Source organism: Paenarthrobacter sp. NyZ202, from assembly GCF_049860755.1.
Taxonomy (GTDB): Bacteria; Actinomycetota; Actinomycetes; order Actinomycetales; family Micrococcaceae; genus Arthrobacter.
On record NZ_CP187556.1, the window covers coordinates 825428 to 843727 of the forward strand.

Genomic DNA, 18300 nt, shown 5'->3' on the forward strand with positions numbered 1-18300 from the left:
CATCCCGGGTGTGGGTCAGGTTGGGGCGACCCACCCTTTCGACGGTACAGGACGAATCGGCTTAAGTCACATTTGGGTAACAGAGATCACGACGGCGGTGCGTCGCCTTGCCCATTTTGTTACAGGCGTGCGGCGCTCCCCAGAGGGAGGCGGAGGGCGAACTCGGTGCGCCCGGGCCGGGATGTGACGTCCACGGTACCGCCGTGTGCGCGCACGATGGACTCCACGATGGAAAGGCCCAGTCCCGAGGTCCCTTCGGAGCCTGACCTCGCGGCGTCTGCCCTGGCAAAACGGGAGAAGATGCGCGCCTGGAAATCCCCCGGAATACCAGGCCCGTTGTCTGTCACGGTCACCACAGCGCCGCCGTCGTTGGACAGCATGACGCCGGTTTCCACCGTTGTCCCGGCATCCGTGTGCTTGCGTGCATTGGAGAGCAGGTTGGCCAGCACTTGGTGGAGCTGTGTCGCGTCCCCGCGCACGGTGACTGGTTCGTCGGGCAGCCGCAGCTTCCAGTGGTGGTCCGGCGCCATCACTTTCTCGTCGCTGACCGTTTCGATCACCAACTGGGTGAGGTCGACATCCGAGACCTTCAACGCTTGTCCTTCATCCAGCCTGGCGAGCAGGAGCAGGTCTTCGACCAAGGCTGTCATGCGTTCCGACTGGCTCTGGACGCGGGCCAGGGACTTCCGGCCGTCCTCGGTGAAGTTCTCGGTCATGCGAAGCAACTCGGTGTATCCGCGGATTGCGGTGAGCGGTGTGCGGAGCTCGTGTGAGGCGTCCGCCACGAACTGGCGCACCTTGGTTTCGCTTGCCTGCCGCGCTTCCAAGGCACTGGCGACGTTGTCGAGCATCTGGTTCAGGGCATGGCCCACGCTGCCCACTTCCGTGCCGGGGTGGGCCGCCCCCTGAGGTACCCGTACCGCCAAAGCCACCTCGCCGGCGTCGAGGGGCAGGCGGGAGACCTTGGTGGCGACGTCGGACAATTGCTCCAAGGGCCGCATGGTCCTGCGGATGATGACGGTACCGGCCAGTCCGATCAACGCCAGTCCTCCCAGCGACACGAACACCATGGTCCACACCAGCGACGCCTCCGCGCTTTGCTTGTCCGCCAGCGGCAGGCCGGTGACAATGACATCTCCGTATGCCGTTTCCACTGCCACCAAGCGGTAGTCGCCGTTGGAGAGGGAGCGGTCCACGGGGGTGCTGTCCTTGGGCAGGGAGAGCAGTACCTGTTGGTCGTCCTGGGACAAGGAGACGCGGTTTCCCTCCGCGTCGATCAGTCCCGAGCTGTTGACCGTTGAACCGTTGATCCGCGCATTCAAGGTTCCAGCGGCCTGGCCCCGCGCCTCCAAGGGGTCCGGTTTGCGGGACGGCGTGGACGGAAAGCCCGACGGCGGTCTGCCGAAGTCTGCTGCGCGGTTGGACGCTTCCTCCAGCTGCTTGTCGAGCTGGCGGTTGAACACCACGTCCATGGAGGCGTAACTGACTACTCCCACGGCGCCACAGATGGCGATGAGCAAGGCCATCGCCACCAGGATCAACCGGGTGCGCAAATGCCACGTTGAAGGTCTGAGCCAGTTGGGCTTGCCACTGCTGGCGGTACCGGTAAGCGCAGCCAAAGCTCAGTCCGCTGGCTTGATGACGTATCCGGCACCGCGGATGGTGTGGATCATCGGCGGGTGGTTGGCTTCGATTTTCTTGCGGAGGTAGGAAATGTAGAGCTCCACAATGTTTGCCTGTCCGCCGAAGTCGTAGTCCCAGACCCGGTCCAGGATCTGGGCCTTGCTGACCACGCGCTTGGGATTCTCCATGAGGTACCGCAGCAGTTCGAACTGGGTGGCCGTGAGCTGGATGTCCTCCCCGGCCCGGGTCACTTCACGGGTATCGACGTTCAACGTCAGGTCGCCCACTACGAGCTCCGCCGTATCCATGGCGGCAATGCCGGATCGCTGGACCAAACGGTGCAGGCGGAGCAGTACTTCTTCCATGCTGAAGGGCTTGGTGACGTAGTCGTCACCCCCGGCGGCGAGACCGACGATGCGGTCCTCCACGGCATCCTTGGCCGTGAGGAAGAGGGCGGGAACTTCGGGGGCAAAGGCGCGGATCCTGGTGAGGACTTCCACGCCGTCAAAGCCGGGAATCATGACATCCAGCACCAGGACGTCCGGGCGGAACTCCTTGGCCAGCTTGACTGCCTGCGGTCCGTCGCCGGCTATGGCAACAGACCAGCCGGCCATTCTCAGGCCCATGCTCATGAGTTCGGCGAGGCTTGGTTCGTCGTCCACCACCAGGGCGCGGATGGGGGAGCCATCCGGGTGGGACAGCTGGGGAAGGTTGTTGGTCATGGAGTGCGGGGATGCCATGGGACAACTCTCCGTTCTGTGCGTTTGCCGCTGCTGAGCCTGCCCTGTGAGGACGCTGTGAAGTCAACACTAGCGAGATGCCGGCCACCGCGAGGGGCATGGGGACAAAGAGCCGGGCCAGCTACCAGACCGGGGGCTGAAGATCGACACGGAACCACTTTGCAATTGGACAGCAACTGTTTCAGATCGTGAGATTCCGCCGGCCGTGGGGCCTCCGACATCAAGTGGCGCATCTTCTCACCCTGTGCCGAATTAAGTTCATTTATGAGGCCATATTTCACGGCTTTCGCGAATGAAATGGCGTTCATTTACAAGGACCACTGAATTGTGATTTGCGACACAATAGTCCCCCATGTCTCAAAATGTGGACGGTTCCAGGCTTTGTTACTTGCGTGTTGGCATTGTTACGTTGCACACTTCCAATGTGAACAAGAACTCAACAGCACCTGCAGCCGCAGCAATCCGGATCAGCGCACCCGCTGCTCCCGAGACCCGCTGTTGTCGAATGCAAGCCTAACTTTCCACCCCAAGAAGTTTCAGGCATTCGCCCCCTTGCCCACCGTCGGGCGCCCCTCCCCAACTCATTGCGGGGACACCAAGCATTCGAAGCCGCGATGACGGCTATTCACTATTGAGGTAAGCACTCCATGTCAGTTGCATCCGGATACGTCCACATCTCCGTCCGAAACGCCAACAAGGCCGCCGCCAACGCCGGACTCCGCCCCGGGTTCGGCAACCGTCCCGGCTATGCTCCCGCCGCACAGGGCGCCCAGCAGGCACCCGGATACGTTCCCCAGGGCTACAACCCCAACTCATACGGCCAGCTCCGGGCCGTCCCCGCTGCAGAGCCTGCTCCCATCACTGCCCCCACGCCAGTGGTGGCCCAGTCGGAGCGCCTGCGTCCTGTGGCCAATGACAATGTGGCCCGTGGCTTTGTGCTCTACATGGGCATTGACGAGGAAACAGCCGCCGCGGCCGGAACCTCCATCGCCAAGCTGGCCCAGGAAATCCGGGCCTACGCACAGTCCCTCGTCACCGGAGCCGAAAGCTATGCCGCCGTCGCTGTTGCGCCGGCCGGGGCACCCGGGTCCGCACTCGACGTCGTGCGCTCCACCTTCGGTGACCCCACGGTCGCTGCACGCCAGCGCACTGAAGCCGCCCGTCCGGCGCCGCAGCAGGAAGCCCGCCCCTCCGGCGTGCTGATCGACTTGGCCCGCCGCGAAGTCCACCTCGACGGTGAATCGCTGAACCTGACGTTCAAGGAGTTCGAGCTCCTCAACTACCTCGTGGAGAACGGCACCCGTACCGTCGGCCGTGACGAACTCCTCGAAGGCCTGTGGCGCAACGCCGAGGAAGTCCCCAACGAGCGCACCATCGACGTCCACATCCGTCGGCTCCGCTCCAAGCTGGGTCGCCTCGCCAACACGGTCCGCACCGTCCGTGGCCAGGGCTACCGTTTTTACGAGCACCCGGAAGTCATTGTCTGGGCCGCTCCGGAATACTCCATCTAGCAAGCATCGGACGCCCGTCTCCGTTCAGGAGGCGGGCGTCTTTTGCGTTCAAGGCGGCCGGCGCTCCGCGGCTATATGGTTGTTGAATGAGCGACCACCACATCAAGCGGCTTGTAATCATGCGGCATGCCAAAGCCGACTGGCCCTTGGGTGTTCCCGATCATGAACGTCCCTTGGAGGAGCGCGGACACCGCGAGGCGCCCCTGGCCGGCAAGTGGTTGCTGAAGCACAACATCGTGCCGGACTTCATCCTGTGCTCCTCGGCAGTGCGGACGCGGCAGACCTGCACGTGGGTCTGCGACGAGCTGGGCGAGAAGGCTCCCACCCCCAAGCTCGAGGATGGGCTCTACGCTGCCTCGGCCACGCGCATGCTGGCCGTCATCAACCACGTCCCGGATACCGTGACGACCCTGATGGTCATCTCCCACATGCCGGGCGTGCAGGATTTGGCAATGCACCTGGCATCCCGCGACTCAGACCATGACGCCTACATGGATGCGGCCACGCGGTACCCAACGAGTGCGTTGACCGTACTGGAGACCGGGAAGCCATGGGCGGAGCTGGATGGGCAGGATGCCAGGTTGACCCATTTCAAGGTTCCGCGTCACTGACCCAACTGGCTGGCAGTAGTGGTTGTTTTGTGGACTCAGAACAACTCCTAGTGCGAGTTGGTTGGGCCCTCTGACAACTGCGGCAGGCACATGCACCGGATCTCGAACGCGGGTACTCCCGCCGGCTCTTCCCCGTGGCCGGTGGCCACCAGGTACTCGCCGTCAAACATGTAGACCGGCAGTTGCGGTGCCAGGTGTTCGTTGTAGCGGCTGGGATAGACCCATTGCCCGCGGATGTCGAACGCGGGAAGGGCATAGATGTCCCGGCGATTGTGGGTGCTTGGAAAGAGTTCGTCATCCACCATGAGATAGCTGGCGAGGCCGTACATGTGGTGGTTGTTCATGTCGGTCGGAAAGAGGATCGCTTCCACTGCCAATGGCCACTCCAGACGCTCGGCGCCCGCGTTCTGCTGTAGCGGGCGTTAGGTAAGGTTAAGCTAACCTAAGTGCGATTGGCGTGTCGAATGTTCCCTTGTGTGACCTTGGTCAACCAGGCGTGGGTAGTTGCTGTGCGGCTGCAACCTCGCGAAGGAGGCCCACGGTGTGACGGATGTTGGGGCTCGCGCTCATGGTCTTGCGGTAGACGACGCCCACGGCCCGCTGCTGCGCCGGGTTAACTACCGGAACTGCCGCCACATTGTCCGGCAGGGGCGGCCGGCCGAGGCGGGGAACGAGGGCCACGGCCACGCCCTGTTCCACCATGGCGATGTGGGTGGAGAAATCGGGGTCGTAGATCCGGATGTCAGGCACCCTCCCCAGCCCGGCGAAGATCTGAAGCAGGGCCTCGTTGCAAATGGCTCCAGCGGGCGTACTGACCCACGACTCGTCCAGGAGGTCTTCCCGTTCGACGGCGGTCCTCGCCGCAAGGGGATGGCTGCTGTTCAGCAGGACGTCGGCCTGGTCCAGGCACAGGTCTTCGAGGGCCAGGTTCTCCGGGATGGCCAAGGGTACCGAGTTCCAGTTGTGGACCACCGCGAGTTCCGCCTCACCCGTTGTCACGCGCTGCACTGCCTCCCGGGGGTCCTCCGCCAGAACGCTGACCTTCAACTGCGGGCTTGTTACGGCAATCCTGCCCAGGAGCGGCCCCACCAATCCGCGGCATGCCGTGGAGAACGCGACTAGCCGCAGGGTGCCCGAAGGGCTGGACGGGTCGGACAGCAGGGTTGCCTGCAGTTCTTCGAGTTCGCCGATGATCCGCCGTCCATACCCGGCCAAGGCGATCCCGCGTTCCGTCAGGAGGACGCCTCGGCCGTTGCGTTCCAGGACCGCAACCCTGGCCTGGCGCTCCAGTTTCTTGATTTGCTGCGAGACGGCGGAAGGGCTGTATCCAAGGATGTCCGCAGCGGCCACCACCGAGCCGTGCTGCTCGACCGCAACAAGGGCGCGCAGCGCAGGAAGATCAATCATGAAGCAAATCTACGTGATGAGGTGAAGAATTCAACGCTGGTGCTTCATCCATATTCAAGCCAGAGTGGACTTGTGAATCTTCGTCATTCCCTCCTGGCCGTCCTCGTAGCCGTGCTCTGGGGTATCAACTTTGTCGCCATCGATCTTGGACTGCATCCTGCCGGACACGATGTCCCGCCTCTGCTTTTCGTCGCACTTCGCTTCCTCTTGGTTGTCTTCCCTTTCATCTTCTTCATCCGCAAGCCGGATGTGGGCTGGAAGGCGATCATCGGCGTCGGGCTTTTCATGAGTGCCGGCCAATTCGGCCTCCTGTACCTGGGCATGGCCTTGGGAATGCCGGCGGGATTGGCGTCATTGGTGCTGCAGGCGCAGGTTCTGTTCACCATCCTGCTCGCGTCGCGCTTTCTCGGTGAGAAGGCCACGCGCAAGCAGTTAATCGGCGTGATTCTGGGCGTAGCGGGGCTGGGCGTTGTGGCCCTGGGGCGCAGTGCCGTGGCTCCGGTGTTGCCCCTCATGATCGTCCTGGCGGCGGCCCTTTCGTGGGCTGTGGGAAACGTGGTGGCCAGGCACTCGAAAGCGAAGTCGGGCCTGGGCCTGGTGGTGTGGTCCGGTGCTGTGGTTCCCCTGCCGCTGGCGGCTTTGTCCCTGGTGGTGGATGGCCCGGACGCCGTCATCGGGACCCTGGCCGATCTACAGCCGGCCACCATCCTGAGCGCGGTCTACACGGCAGTATTCGCTTCACTGGTTGGCTACGGAATCTGGAACCGCCTGCTTGCACTGTACCCGGGGTCCGACGTCGTGCCGTTCACGCTGCTGGTCCCCGTGGTGGGCATGACGGCCGCCTGGCTGGTCCTGAACGAGGTCCCCACTCCCACTGAAATCCTCGGTGGCCTGATACTCCTCCTTGGAGTGGCGACGGCGGTGCTGGGTGTCTCACGAAAGCGACCGGGAACACCCGTGGCGGGGCCTGCCCAGCGCGTCCAGGCCCGGTCTTCCCACGCCCAACTGGGTCGCAGTTAAGCGCGTTTTGAGCGCCCAAAACGCGCTTAACTGCGACTTAGTTGGGGGCTAGCGCTTGGGGGCAGGCTTGCGCTGGGTGGAAATGCTCGACGGCGGTCGCTTGGCAGACGCTGCTGCCTTTCCGGCGGTCGCGGGGCGCTTTGCCGGGGTCCTTGCGGGGGTGCGGCTTGCCGGAGGGCGCGGTGCCGCCTGGCGGGTACCGGCTGGACGTTTCACCGCTGCAGGTCCGGCCGGTCGCTTGGCTGCCGGGCGCTTGGCCGGGGGTTCTGCACGGACACCGAACCCGGGCATCACTGCGCCGAGGAACAACACCACGAGGGTGCCCGCACCGGCCACCACGGCAAGGTAGAAGTAGATATCCGAATCCTGGCTGCTGACTGCGCTTCCCAGGGCGTTCGCATCCTGGTTGAAGGCCAGCCCCCACATCCGCAGGAAGGCGATGCTGAACCCGATGAACAGGCTGGTCCCGGCCGCGCCGAGGAGGACCACCAGGTACCTGCGCCGGTTGAAGACCTGGACCACGGAGGACAGATAGCAGACAAGGACAGCGCCTAGGAACAGGTACAGGACCACTTCTTCGAGCACCACAGCTGCCAAGACCAAGAGTCCGAGTGACACAAAAGCTGCCACGATCGCGAGCTTTCCACTGTTCCCCATGCGACGCATGAGGTTAATCATCGCCGACCAGGCCGCCGCGCCACGCCGTCGTACATTGCAGTTGGATACCGTTCGCGGTGGAAGCGGAAGCTACTTGATGACGTAGCCATGCATGATGGTCATGACTGCGGCGACGCTTTGTTCGCGCGTGCGTTCGGGGTTGTAGGTCTGCCGGTCCAGCCCCACCACAAAGATCGCCCCGAAGATGGCCGCTTCCAGGCTTCCCCGGGCAATGGACGTATCCACGGTATAGCCGGAAGCCACGCCCTCCACCGCTGAGCCGATCACGGCCAGCAGTTCGCCCCGGAGTTCGGCGAAGACGGCACTCCATTCGCCGGGGGTGCGCCAGTTTTCGCTGACCCAGAGCCGCGCAAAAGAGGGGTAGTCGTCCATGAATTCCATGGCCTGCCCCACCATGTCCTTCATGGCGTCCAAGGGGTCGGCAGTTTGCCCTTCGATAGCCTGGAGCCGCGCGAGCATGATCTCCACGCCATGCCGCAGCAGTTGGGCTATGAGGTCCGATTTACTGCCGAAGTTGTAGTACACCGTTCCCTTGGAGACTCCCGCTGCCGCGGCAATCTCGTCAACGGTCACCCCGGCCGCTCCGCGTTCTCCGATGAGTTCCATGGACGCCTCGAACAAGCGCTGTTTGGTGGCGTTGGTGCGTTCGGGGCGGAGCTTTTTTCCGTTGGCAACCGCAGGACCAGCGGGCTCGGGCGTACTCATACTGCGATCTCCGGCTTCAGCGTCTTCAGGGTCCACATCTTGTGCTTGCGGACGGCGAGCGTTGACATGGCCGCTCCCAGCACAGTGTATCCAAGGAGGCCCAGCACGGTGGGCCAGATCATGGACAGGTCGCCGCCGTAGATCAGGTGCCGCATTCCGGTGACCACGTAACCCATGGGCAGGACCTCATGCACTACGTGCAATGGCTCGGGGGTGGTCTGCCACGGGAACGTGCCGCCCGATGACACGAGCTGCAGGACCAGCAGTATCAGCACAACAAACTTACCGGGAGTTCCCAGCAGGGCCACGATGCCCTGGATGATGGCGCTGAAGGCCATGACTGCAGCGAGCATGAAAAGCCACATTCCGATCGGGTGGGCAGGGTTCAGCCCGAGGCCCAGGTTCACCACCACCGTGAGGATGGTGGCCTGCAGCACCGAGACCACAAAGAACGGAAGCCAGCCGCCCACTGCGATCTTCCACGCAGGGGCATTCGAGGCCAGAGCCCGCTGGGTGATTGGCCGCATGGCCTGGACCAGCATGAATACACCGATCCAGAGGGCGAGCGTCAGGAAGAACGGCGCCAGGCCCGCACCGTAGGAGTTCGCCTTGGCTTGCGAGACGTTCTCCACTGCGACGGGGTCCGCAATCACCTTCGAGACGTTGCTCTTCTGTTCATCGTTGGGGTTCGGGATGTCGCCGGCCCCCTTCGCCAACTCCGAGGCCAGGGTGTGCGCTCCGTCGGAAGCGGTCACTGCGCCGCCGGCAAGCTGCCCCGCACCGTCGTCCAGTTGGCGGGCGCCGCCGTCGAGCTTAGTGGCGCCGTCGAGGGCCGCCTGTTGGCCCACCGCCAGGGTCGATGCACCCTTGCTGAGCTGGCCCGCTCCGGCGGAAGCCTTGGAGATGGCATCGGCGAGGGCCGGAGTCGCGCCAGCGAGTTTCGCGGCGCCGGCACTCACTGCCGCCGAGCCGTCGGAGAGCTGCTGGATCTTTGCCGCGTCTCCGGCGATCTTGGCCTTGGCATCCGTGACGGGGCTCGACGCTGCGGCCGCGTCGAAGTCGGCCAGGACTTTGTCTGCCTGCTCCTGGGTCAAGACGCCCGAGGCTACGAGCTTCGCGTTGGATTCGACCACGCGGTTTCGCAGTCCCTTGTCCGCGGCGTCCAACTGCCCGACGACGTTCTGGACTTTCGCGTTCAGCTCGGCATTTCCGGCGGCTACTTGCGCAGCGCCGTCGGCGAGCTTTTGCGAGTCGGTGGGCAAAGTGGCGGTCTTGTTCTTCAACTCGGAAAGCCCGGAACTCAACTGGCCAGCGCCTGAGTTGAGCTGGTCGGCGCCGTCGCGCAGTTGGGTCTGCCCGGCCACCAGTTGGTCGGCGCCGGTAACCAGCTGGGAAGTGCCCTGGTGCAGCGTGGCCGCGCCGTCGCTGAGCTTGCCCACGCCGTCCGCCAACTGCCCGGCACCGTCGGCGGCTTTGACGATGGACGCGTGGATGGTTCCAAAGCCTGTGAGCAACTGGTTGGCGGTTTCCTCGCCGACCTCCTTGGCAACGGTGGAGTGCACGGCCGTGGTGAGCTTGTCCACGATCGTGCTCAGCAGATAGTTGTTCGCGTCGTTGGTGGTGACGTGCAGCATGGCCTGGTTGGCGGCGTCGAAGCTTCCCGGAGAAACCAGGTTGGCGGAGAAGTCCTGCGGGATGCGCAGGGCGAACGCATATTCGCCGGTCTTCACGCCGGCATCGGCTTCCTCAGCACTGGGAACCTGCTTCCAGTTGAAGACGTGGCCTTCCACCAGGCTGTCAGCGACCTTTTGGCCGGCCTCCAGTTGCGTGCCGTCCTTCGACGTAGCCCCGGTGTCTTCCACCACCAGCGCGGCATCGATGCGGTCCAGGTTGCCGTATGGATCCCAGTTCGCGTAGAGATACACGGCACCGTACAGCAGGGGCACCATGGTCAAGGCCAGGATGGTCAATTTGGGCAGGAGCCCGCCGGTCATGCGCTTGAGTTCGGAGCGGGCAAGCCGCAGAACAGTCACTGTGCAGTCCTTTGGAGGTTGTGGTCTTCTTGGGTTTCATCCGCATCAGGCTCGACGGCGGCCGGTGCTGTTTCGGTTCCGGGCCCGGCTGCGGCATCTTCCTGGCTGTGGTCCGGCCCGTTTTCTGCTGCAGGGATCGCCGAGTTGCCGATCACAGCCGCGGGTCCGTCCCATCCGTCCGGGAGACCGCTGACGGTCGCGACGACGGCAAGGGGCCGCCCGGCGTCGGACGCCAATGCCTGAAGCCGTGGCAACCACTCGGCGGGGTCGGCGCTGTGCCGGTCCGGGGAGTCGACCACCAGGAGGTCAATCGCGGGATCGGCCAGGGCGAGGGATGTCAGGAGCTCGAGCCGGCGTTTGGCCGGAAGCTGCTCGATCCACAGGTCCGCAATGTCCTCGAAGGCGTTGACCTTCAACCAAGGCTTGGCGAGCAAGGCGCCCCGGTAGCGACGGGGAATGAGGGACAGGTCCTCGGTGACGAGGTCGCGCACGCTCAGGTGCTGTTCCGGTTCGTTGACGCCGGGGGAGTCGACCAAGGCGCTCGCAAGCCGGATCCTCTTGGCCTTGGCGGTGTTGTCCCAGCTCAGGATGCCATCGCTGGGCTTCATTCGGCCACTCAGGGCAAGTGCCAGCGCGGTGCGTTGATCCTGGCCATCGCCGGTGACGAGGATGAGTTCGCCGCGCTTGGCTTCGAGCGAGGTAGGCGGCAGGAGGTCGGTCCGGCGGCCGTTGATCTGGAGTTGCTGTGCGGACAGCACAATGAAGCCTTTCGCAGAACTGGTGTCTGCGACAAGTCTAACTAAACTGACTAGTCAGTTCAAATAGGAATTAGAGCCCGTACTTTTCCATAAGCCGGAGCCATACCTCGCTGATGGTCGGATAGGACGGCACCGCATGCCAGAGCCGGTCCAGGGGTACCTCGCCGACGATCGCAATAGTCGCCGAATGAAGGAGTTCGGAAACGCCCGGGCCCGCAAAGGTGGCGCCGATGATCACCCTCCGGTCCTCGTCCACCACTATCTGTGCCCACCCTTTGTAGTCGGGAGAGTACAGCTGGGAGCCGCTGACGTTGATGGGAAGTTCAACCCCGGTCACGTTCTTTCCTTGCAGGAGTGCCTGCTCGAGTCCTTGGCCAACTGATGCCACCTCAGGGTCCGTGAACACGACGCTGGGGACGGCATGCTCATTGGCGGTGTGCGCCCACGGGCTCCACGGCTGCGGGCTGCCTTTGAGTTCACCCTTGGCGCGGGCCACTATGGCGTCGCCAGTGGCGCGGGCCTCGTATTTGCCCTGATGCGTGAGGAGAACCTTCCCCGCTGCATCCCCGGCGGCGTACAGCCAGGAATCGCTGGTGGCATCGCCGGCCTGTCCTTCGACGAGCCCGCTGGCATCTGTTGTGAGCCGCGGAGCTTTGCCGTCCCCGCTCTGGATGCCCACGCTTTCCAGGCCCAGGTCGGCAACGGCGGGATGCCGGCCGGACGCCACCAGGAGTTGGTCGGCATGGAGTGTTTTGCCGTCGAGCGTCACGGTGACGGCGCCGTCGTCGTTCTTCTCCACCTTGTGGACGTCTGCGTGGAGGTGGACCGTAACGCCATCGGCGCGAAGCCCGGCCAGGACCAGATTCGCCGCTTCCTCCGCGTAGTTGCCCAGTAACCGACCACGGGCGACCACTGTGACATCGGAGCCGAGCCGGGCGAAGGCCTGGGCCAACTCCACGCCTGCCACGCCGCCGCCGAGAACCACCAACCGCTTCGGAATGTCCTTGGCCGCCGTGGCTTCCCGGGTAGTCCAAAAGGGTACGTTCCCCAAGCCGTCGATGCCCGGAATGGTCGGTGTTGATCCGGTGGCGACTACTACCGCGTGCCTGGCCCTGAGGGTGTAGCCGTTGCCGTCGAGTCCATCCACGTGGACCTCGCGGGGGCCTGTGATCCGGCCGCGTCCACGGAGCAGGTCGATTCCGGCGCTGTCCAGCCACTCCACTTGGCTGCCGTCCTGCCAGTTGTTGGTGAACCAGTCCCTGTGCTTCAGTGCGGCCGCGGCATCCAAGGTTCCCGTGATGGCTTCCGTGGCCCCCGGAATTCCTTGGGCTGCGTGCAGGACACTGCCAGGGCGAAGGAGTGCCTTGGAGGGAATGCAAGCCCAGTAGGAGCACTCGCCGCCAACCAGTTCGCTTTCGATGATCACCCCCGACAGTCCGCCGCGCACCACCCTGTCTGCCACGTTTTCACCCACGGCACCTGCGCCGATCACAATGACGTCGTACTCGCGGGAGGTCTCGGCACTCATGGGGAAAGCCTACGCCGGGAACCCTCCCCTTGTGAGGCCCGTTCTGCGTGCTTGGTGTCTGTTTTGGCGCGCAGAGCACGCAGTACAGGCATGCATTGGGCAGGCCTGTGGAAAATGAAGCTAGGCGTGCATCGCGCCCTTGAACCAGCCCGTGATCGTGGCGGGATGGGTGATGGCTGTGCCCACGACTACCGCGTAGGCGCCGGCGTCGAGGGCCTGGCGGGCCTGGGCCGGAGTGTGGATGCGGCCCTCGGCGATCAACGGCTTGGCCAGATCGGCTGCTGCGATCTGTTCCAACAATGCCAGATCCGGACCATCGGTCTTGGGGCGCTCGCCTGTATAGCCGGACAACGTGGTGCCAATCAGGTCCGCTCCGGCTTCGACGGCGGCCACGGCGTCATCGAGAGAACCGCAGTCCGCCATGACCAGTGCATGCGACTCCGCGTGGATTCCGGCCACAGTCTCGGCCAAAGACAAGCCATCCGGCCGTGGACGCCGCGTGCCATCAATCGCCACCACGTGCGCTCCGGCATTCGCCACGGCCAGGGCATGCCGGAGGGTCGGGGTGATAAAAACGCCGTCGTGCCCGTCTTTCCAGAGGCCAATGACAGGAACTTCGACGGCGGTGCGAGTGAACTGCACGTCGGCCAGCCCCTGCACGCGGACTGCCGCAGCCCCGCCGATCACCGCCGATGCCGCGACCTGGCCGGTGGTCCGGGGATCGCGCATCGGTTCGCCAGGGTATGCCTGGCAGGAGACGATGAGCTGGGAGCGGAGGGCTTCGAGGCCACCTGGCGTGAGGATCAAGGGTTTTTCCTTAGCTGAGAACGAGTTTCGCGGCACCCGCAATGGCTGCGGTGTTGCCGAGGGCTGCCGGTACCACGGGTACGCCAACCAGAGGCGACAGCAATTCCTGGCGGAGGGCGGTCTCCATCGGTTTCCACCACAGCTCCCCGGCGTCGGCGAGCCCGCCGGAGATGACCACAGTTTCGGGGTCGAGGATGTTGATGAGTCCACCCACCGCTTGGCCAGCGGCCAGGGCACCGAGTTCGACGGCGGCCCGCGCGGCGGCGACGTCTTCCTCGGAGGCGGCGGCAGCACCGGCGTCGTGGATTCCGGAAACGAGCCCAAACACCGCCCGCGTATCGAGCGCAGCCGAAGCCGAACCGCCGAAGCGCAGGAACGACTCATGGATGGCGGGTCCGGAGGCGATGGCCTCAACATGCCCGGCCGAGCCGCACACGCAGGGCAGGGGCTGCCCGTTGCCTACGGCATAGGGTGAAGCGAAATGCCCCACGTGCCCGCCGACGTAGCGGTGCCCCAGTACGGGTGAACCGTGCAGGACAAAGCTCCCGCCAACGCCCGTCCCGAACGCCACCATCAGCGAACTCGAGGTACCGGCTGCGGCACCGAGCCAGGCTTCGCCCAGGGCGTGGGCGTGGACATCGTTGACGGCGCGGACGTTCAGCCCGAGCCGCGAGGACAAGCCACCGGCGAGCACCGTCCCGGCCCAGCCGCGAATGGCGTCGGTCGCCGAGACAACGGTTCCGGCAGCAGCGTCGATGACCCCTGCGGAACCGACGCCGACGCCGGACACGGTCAGTCCGGCGTCGGCGGCGCGTTCCACCAAGCCCGTAATCAGCGTTGCGGTGGCATCAAGGATCGCTTCGCCACCGGCACGGTTGAGCGTCGGAATGGTGTCCGAGGCCAGCACGTCACCTGATGGGGAGACAACCCCGGCGGCGGTTTTGGTGCCGCCGAGGTCAACGCCGATCACGTGGGTCGCTTGGGCTAGGGGAGCGGTCACGAGAGGTCAGACCAGTCCGTTGCGTTCCAGGATTTCGCGGATCGCGGCAGTCTCGGACTCGTTCAGGGACAGCATCGGCGAGCTCATGGTGTTGGACTCGATAACGCCCATCACCTGCAGCGCCGTCTTGAATGCGCCCAGGCCCGCAGCGCCGCCGGACACACGGCCGCCCGGGGTGTAGACGATCTCGAAGACGTCGGCCAGCCGGTCCTGTTCCCTTGCCGCGAGAGCCCAGTCGCCGGCCTGCGCGGCGTCGAAGAGACGACGGTAGCCCGCCGGGTCCACGTTGCCGAGGCCCGGGACCACACCCTGGGCGCCGCCCAGGAGCGCACCGTCCACCACCACTTCGTGGCCGGTGAAGATGTCGAAGTTGGGGATGTCCTTGGCTGCGAGGAGCAGCTGCCGGAAGGACACGTCGTCACCGGAGGAGTCCTTGACGCCGGCAATCACGCCATCGCGGCCAAGGCGGACCAGGAGGTCGGTGGGCAGCTTAAAGTGGGTGCGGACGGGCACATCGTAGGCAAAGATCGGCTTCTGGATGGCTTCGTGGATGCTGCGGAAGTGCGTCTCGGTTTCCGCGACGTTGCCGATCGCGTAGTACATGGACGTGACCACGATCGCGTCCGCGCCGAGGTCCACCACTTTGCGGGCTTCCTCGATCACGCGGTTGGTGGTCTGCTCGTTGGCGCCCACGATCAGCGGGACGGCCCCGGCGTTGGCGTCGGCGATGGTGGTGACCACCAGCTCGCGTTCTTCATTGGTGAGGTAGGGGACTTCGCCGGAGGATCCCAGCACGAAAAGTCCGGATACACCGCCGTCGATCAGGTGCTTGGTGACGTTCTTCAACGACGCGGTGTCGAGGCTGCCGTCGGCGTGGCGGGGGGTGATGACCGGGGGAATGACGCCCTGGAACTGAGTGGACACAGAAATCTCCGTTGTTGGTAACTGGTGAAAGGAAAAGCTAGATGTGGAGCAGGCTGGGCGCGGCGCCAAGCAGCTTCTTGGTGTAGTCGTTGCCGGGGTTGTCGAAGACCTGCGCAGCTGAACCTTGCTCGACGATCTTGCCGAAGTACATGACGCAGATGCGGTCCGAGACGTACCGGACGGTCTGGATGTCGTGCGAGATGAAGACCATGCCGAGGTTCAGCTGGGTCTTCAGGTCGGAGAGCAGGTTCAGCACCTGAGCGCGCACTGAAACGTCCAGGGCCGACGTCGGTTCATCCGCCACGATGATGTCCGGGTCCAGAGCCAGCGCGCGGGCAATCGCCACACGCTGCCGCTGACCGCCTGAAACCTGCGACGGCGTCACTTCAGCTGCCGATTGCGGCAAACCAACCAGCGCCAGCAGTTCCTTGACCTTGGCGGCCCGGCTTGCGGCCGTTCCGATGCCGTGGATCTGGAGTGGATCGGTGAGGATGTCCTGGATGGTCATGCGGGGGTTCAGGGCAGTTGACGGGTCCTGGAACACCACCGATACCGAGCGACCAAAGTCCCGTCGCATGGCTGCGTTGCGCTTGATGGCAGGCTTGCCGTGGAACAAGACCTGTCCCGACGTCGGCGGCTGCAGTCCCACGAGCACTGAGGCCAGCGTGGACTTGCCGCAGCCGGACTCGCCGACGATGCCGATCGTTTCGCCACGGCTGACAGTGAAGTCCACGCCGTCGACGGCTTTGACGATGTTGGGACGGAACAATCCGCCGGTACGTGCCCTGTGGTAGACCTTGACGTCCTTGAGCTCTATGACTGGTGTGGAACTCATTTCGCGTCCTCCTTCAGGTGGCTCGCCCAGTAGTGGTCCGTGTCTTCACCGTTGACGGAGTCAACCGAAGAAACCTTGGTAAGGACCAGCTTCTGGTTGGGGTCGGCGTCCGCCCGCAAAGAGCGGGCGGCGAATCGGTCGCCCGTGGCGAAGTCCCGCGGGGAGGGAACCGTGCCGGGGATCTGGTGAAGCCTGGCAGCATCGGCTTCGATGGAGAGCACGGCGCCCAAGAGGCCCCGGGTGTACTCGTGCTTGGGGTTCTGCAGCAGCTCCGATGCCTGGGCGGACTCCACTACCTGTCCGGCGTACATGACCGTGATGCGGTGGGCCAGGGAGGCCACCAATGCGAGGTCGTGGCTGACGAACACCATGGCAAAGCCGAGCTGTTCCCGCAGTTCATTGAGCAGGTCGACAACCTGCTTCTGCACGGTGACATCAAGTGCCGTGGTGGGCTCGTCCGCCACCACGATCTTTGGCGAGCGGGACAACGCCATGGCAATGAGCACGCGTTGGCGCTGGCCGCCGGAGAGTTCGTGCGGGTAGCTCGCAAGCGTCCGGACAGGGTCCAGCTTCACCATTTCCAGCAACTCGGCGGGAGTCTTCCGGCCCCCGCGTTTGGTGAGCTGCTCCATTTGCTCCTTGATCTTCATGGACGGGTTCAGGGAGCTCAGCGCATCCTGGTAAACCATGGCGATCTGTTCGCCGCGGAGGCCCACGTAGGCCTTAGGGTTGCTGTGCTGCGACTTGGGATCCAGCAATTCCTTGCCGTCAAAGACGATGGAGCCAGTCACCTGGGCAGTCTTCGGCAGCAGACCCATCACGGCCAGCGAGGTAATGGACTTGCCGCAGCCGGACTCGCCAACCAGACCCATGGTCTCGCCCTCCCGGACCGTGAAGGAGACGTTGTCCACGATCGGGATGTCGCCGAATCGTCCGGGGAAACGGATGGACAGGTTCTTCACCTCAAGGACAGTGCGTGCGCCTGCCGGGACCTGCGGAAGGCGGTCGGTGCGCTTCGCTTCGATCGAGGCCAGGAGTTCCAGTTCACGGTCCAGGAGTGCGTGCGGGTTGGTGGCGGCCAGGCGCACATCGGTGAGCACCGCTGCCTGGCCACGATCATCGGCGTCGCTGAGTCCGGAAGCCGCGCGGACGCCGTCGAGCTCGTGTTCCTCAACTACGGAAGGCTGCGCGACTGATGTGGCAACCTCGGTGTCCACGGCCACGGAAGCTGAGGAGCCGTCGTCGTCCTTCACTACCGGAGCCTTGCGCAGCTTCGGGTTGACCATGGCGTCGGTGAGGCCCTCGGCGAGGATATTCAGGGACAGGACGGTCAACAGAATGGTGAGGCCGGCGAACGTGGTGGCCCACCAGCCGCCGGACAGCACCAGGTTGCGGCCGTAGGAGATCACGTTGCCCCACGAAGGAGCAGGATCCTGCACGCCGGCGCCCAGGAAGGACAGCGAGGCTTCCAGGATGATGGCGTCGGCCACCATGACGGTTGCGAACACCAGCACGGGAGCAGCGGTGTTGCGGACGATGTGCTTGACCAGGATGTAGAAGCGGCCGGCACCGATCACGCGCTCGGCACGGACGTAGTCTTCGCCGTACTGGGCCAGGACGTTGGCGCGGACCACGCGGGCAAGCTGCGGGGTGTAGATGATGGCGATTGCGATGATGATGGTCGGGACCGAGTTACCGAACGCTGCCAACAGGACCGCGGCGAGGGCGATGCCAGGGAACGCCATGAGGATGTCCATGATCCGCATGATGATTTCGTTGACCGACTTGCTCGAGGTGGCCGCGAACGAGCCGAGGAGCGCACCCACCAGAATGGCCAGGCCAACAGCGCCCAGGCCGATCATGAGCGAGGACTGTGCGCCGAAGAGGAGGCGCGAGAAGATATCACGGCCCAGGCGGTCCGTTCCGAAGAAGTGTTCGGCGCCCGGGGGAGTTGCCGGGATGAAGGTTTCCAGCGGATCGTGCGGTGCCAGGACCGGCGCGAAAATGGCCGCGAGGGTAACGATGACGAGGAAGAGCAGGGCGATACGGGATCCCCAGGGCAGGGCCTTGAAACGTAGGCCCGGGGCGCTTAGCCGTTCTGCGAGCTTGCTGCGCATGAG

At 64.5% G+C, this 18300-nt stretch carries 17 protein-coding genes; 3 read left to right on the forward strand and 14 right to left on the reverse strand.

Going from position 1 to position 18300, the window contains the following annotated elements:
* Window positions 1-119: 119 nt before the first annotated feature.
* Window positions 120-1619, reverse strand: a complete 1500-nt coding sequence (locus ACPFL9_RS04020) for a HAMP domain-containing sensor histidine kinase (protein ID WP_426005992.1) — start codon at window positions 1617-1619, stop codon at window positions 120-122.
* Between the two features lie 3 nt (window positions 1620-1622).
* Window positions 1623-2363 carry a response regulator transcription factor gene (locus ACPFL9_RS04025; RefSeq protein ID WP_426005993.1) on the reverse strand — a complete coding sequence of 247 codons (741 nt, stop codon included), beginning with the start codon at window positions 2361-2363 and terminating at the stop codon, window positions 1623-1625.
* A gap of 647 nt (window positions 2364-3010) precedes the next feature.
* Between ACPFL9_RS04025 and ACPFL9_RS04030 the strand changes: the two genes are divergently transcribed.
* Window positions 3011-3874 (forward strand): winged helix-turn-helix domain-containing protein, encoded by an 864-nt coding sequence (locus ACPFL9_RS04030; RefSeq protein ID WP_426005994.1) that lies wholly within the window; start codon window positions 3011-3013, stop codon window positions 3872-3874.
* 86 nt (window positions 3875-3960) lie between these two features.
* Window positions 3961-4485, forward strand: coding sequence for a SixA phosphatase family protein (locus ACPFL9_RS04035; RefSeq protein ID WP_426005995.1), 525 nt, complete (start codon window positions 3961-3963; stop codon window positions 4483-4485).
* Window positions 4486-4532: 47 nt separating this feature from the next.
* On the opposite strand, the gene ACPFL9_RS04040 is transcribed toward ACPFL9_RS04035, so the two are convergent.
* Window positions 4533-4856: a hypothetical protein gene (locus ACPFL9_RS04040; RefSeq protein ID WP_426007482.1), complete on the reverse strand. Its 324-nt coding sequence runs from the start codon at window positions 4854-4856 to the stop codon at window positions 4533-4535.
* A 115-nt stretch (window positions 4857-4971) separates the two neighbouring features.
* Window positions 4972-5892 carry a LysR family transcriptional regulator gene (locus tag ACPFL9_RS04045; protein ID WP_426005997.1) on the reverse strand — a complete coding sequence of 307 codons (921 nt, stop codon included), beginning with the start codon at window positions 5890-5892 and terminating at the stop codon, window positions 4972-4974.
* A gap of 72 nt (window positions 5893-5964) precedes the next feature.
* Between ACPFL9_RS04045 and ACPFL9_RS04050 the strand changes: the two genes are divergently transcribed.
* Entirely contained in the window at window positions 5965-6912 is a 948-nt protein-coding gene (locus ACPFL9_RS04050) for an EamA family transporter (protein WP_426005999.1), read from the forward strand.
* A 48-nt stretch (window positions 6913-6960) separates the two neighbouring features.
* On the opposite strand, the gene ACPFL9_RS04055 is transcribed toward ACPFL9_RS04050, so the two are convergent.
* From ACPFL9_RS04055 to ACPFL9_RS04100, 10 genes are all read right to left on the reverse strand, one after another.
* On the reverse strand, window positions 6961-7569 hold the full coding sequence (locus ACPFL9_RS04055) for a hypothetical protein (RefSeq protein WP_426006001.1): 609 nt from the start codon (window positions 7567-7569) through the stop codon (window positions 6961-6963).
* A 90-nt stretch (window positions 7570-7659) separates the two neighbouring features.
* Complete coding sequence (locus ACPFL9_RS04060) at window positions 7660-8295, reverse strand: TetR/AcrR family transcriptional regulator (RefSeq protein ID WP_426006002.1); 636 nt, start codon at window positions 8293-8295, stop codon at window positions 7660-7662.
* Window positions 8292-10328 carry a YhgE/Pip family protein gene (locus ACPFL9_RS04065; RefSeq protein WP_426006003.1) on the reverse strand — a complete coding sequence of 679 codons (2037 nt, stop codon included), beginning with the start codon at window positions 10326-10328 and terminating at the stop codon, window positions 8292-8294. Before ACPFL9_RS04065 ends, ACPFL9_RS04060 begins: the two co-directional genes overlap by 4 nt.
* The gene (locus ACPFL9_RS04070; RefSeq protein ID WP_426006004.1) at window positions 10325-11086 is read right to left on the reverse strand and encodes an ABC transporter ATP-binding protein; all 762 of its coding nucleotides are present in this window, start codon (window positions 11084-11086) and stop codon (window positions 10325-10327) included. Before ACPFL9_RS04070 ends, ACPFL9_RS04065 begins: the two co-directional genes overlap by 4 nt.
* Window positions 11087-11156: 70 nt before the next feature.
* The gene (locus ACPFL9_RS04075) at window positions 11157-12614 is read right to left on the reverse strand and encodes a dihydrolipoyl dehydrogenase family protein (protein WP_426006005.1); all 1458 of its coding nucleotides are present in this window, start codon (window positions 12612-12614) and stop codon (window positions 11157-11159) included.
* A gap of 120 nt (window positions 12615-12734) precedes the next feature.
* On the reverse strand, window positions 12735-13421 hold the full coding sequence (locus tag ACPFL9_RS04080) for an N-acetylmannosamine-6-phosphate 2-epimerase (protein ID WP_426006006.1): 687 nt from the start codon (window positions 13419-13421) through the stop codon (window positions 12735-12737).
* Window positions 13422-13431: 10 nt separating this feature from the next.
* Window positions 13432-14421, reverse strand: a complete 990-nt coding sequence (locus ACPFL9_RS04085) for an ROK family protein (RefSeq protein WP_426006007.1) — start codon at window positions 14419-14421, stop codon at window positions 13432-13434.
* Window positions 14422-14427: 6 nt separating this feature from the next.
* On the reverse strand, window positions 14428-15345 hold the full coding sequence (locus ACPFL9_RS04090) for a dihydrodipicolinate synthase family protein (protein ID WP_426006008.1): 918 nt from the start codon (window positions 15343-15345) through the stop codon (window positions 14428-14430).
* Window positions 15346-15382: 37 nt separating this feature from the next.
* Window positions 15383-16180, reverse strand: a complete 798-nt coding sequence (locus ACPFL9_RS04095) for an ATP-binding cassette domain-containing protein (RefSeq protein WP_426006009.1) — start codon at window positions 16178-16180, stop codon at window positions 15383-15385.
* On the reverse strand, window positions 16177-18297 hold the full coding sequence (locus tag ACPFL9_RS04100; RefSeq protein ID WP_426006010.1) for a dipeptide/oligopeptide/nickel ABC transporter permease/ATP-binding protein: 2121 nt from the start codon (window positions 18295-18297) through the stop codon (window positions 16177-16179). The genes ACPFL9_RS04095 and ACPFL9_RS04100 overlap by 4 nt, the downstream gene beginning before the upstream one ends.
* Window positions 18298-18300: the final 3 nt, after the last annotated feature.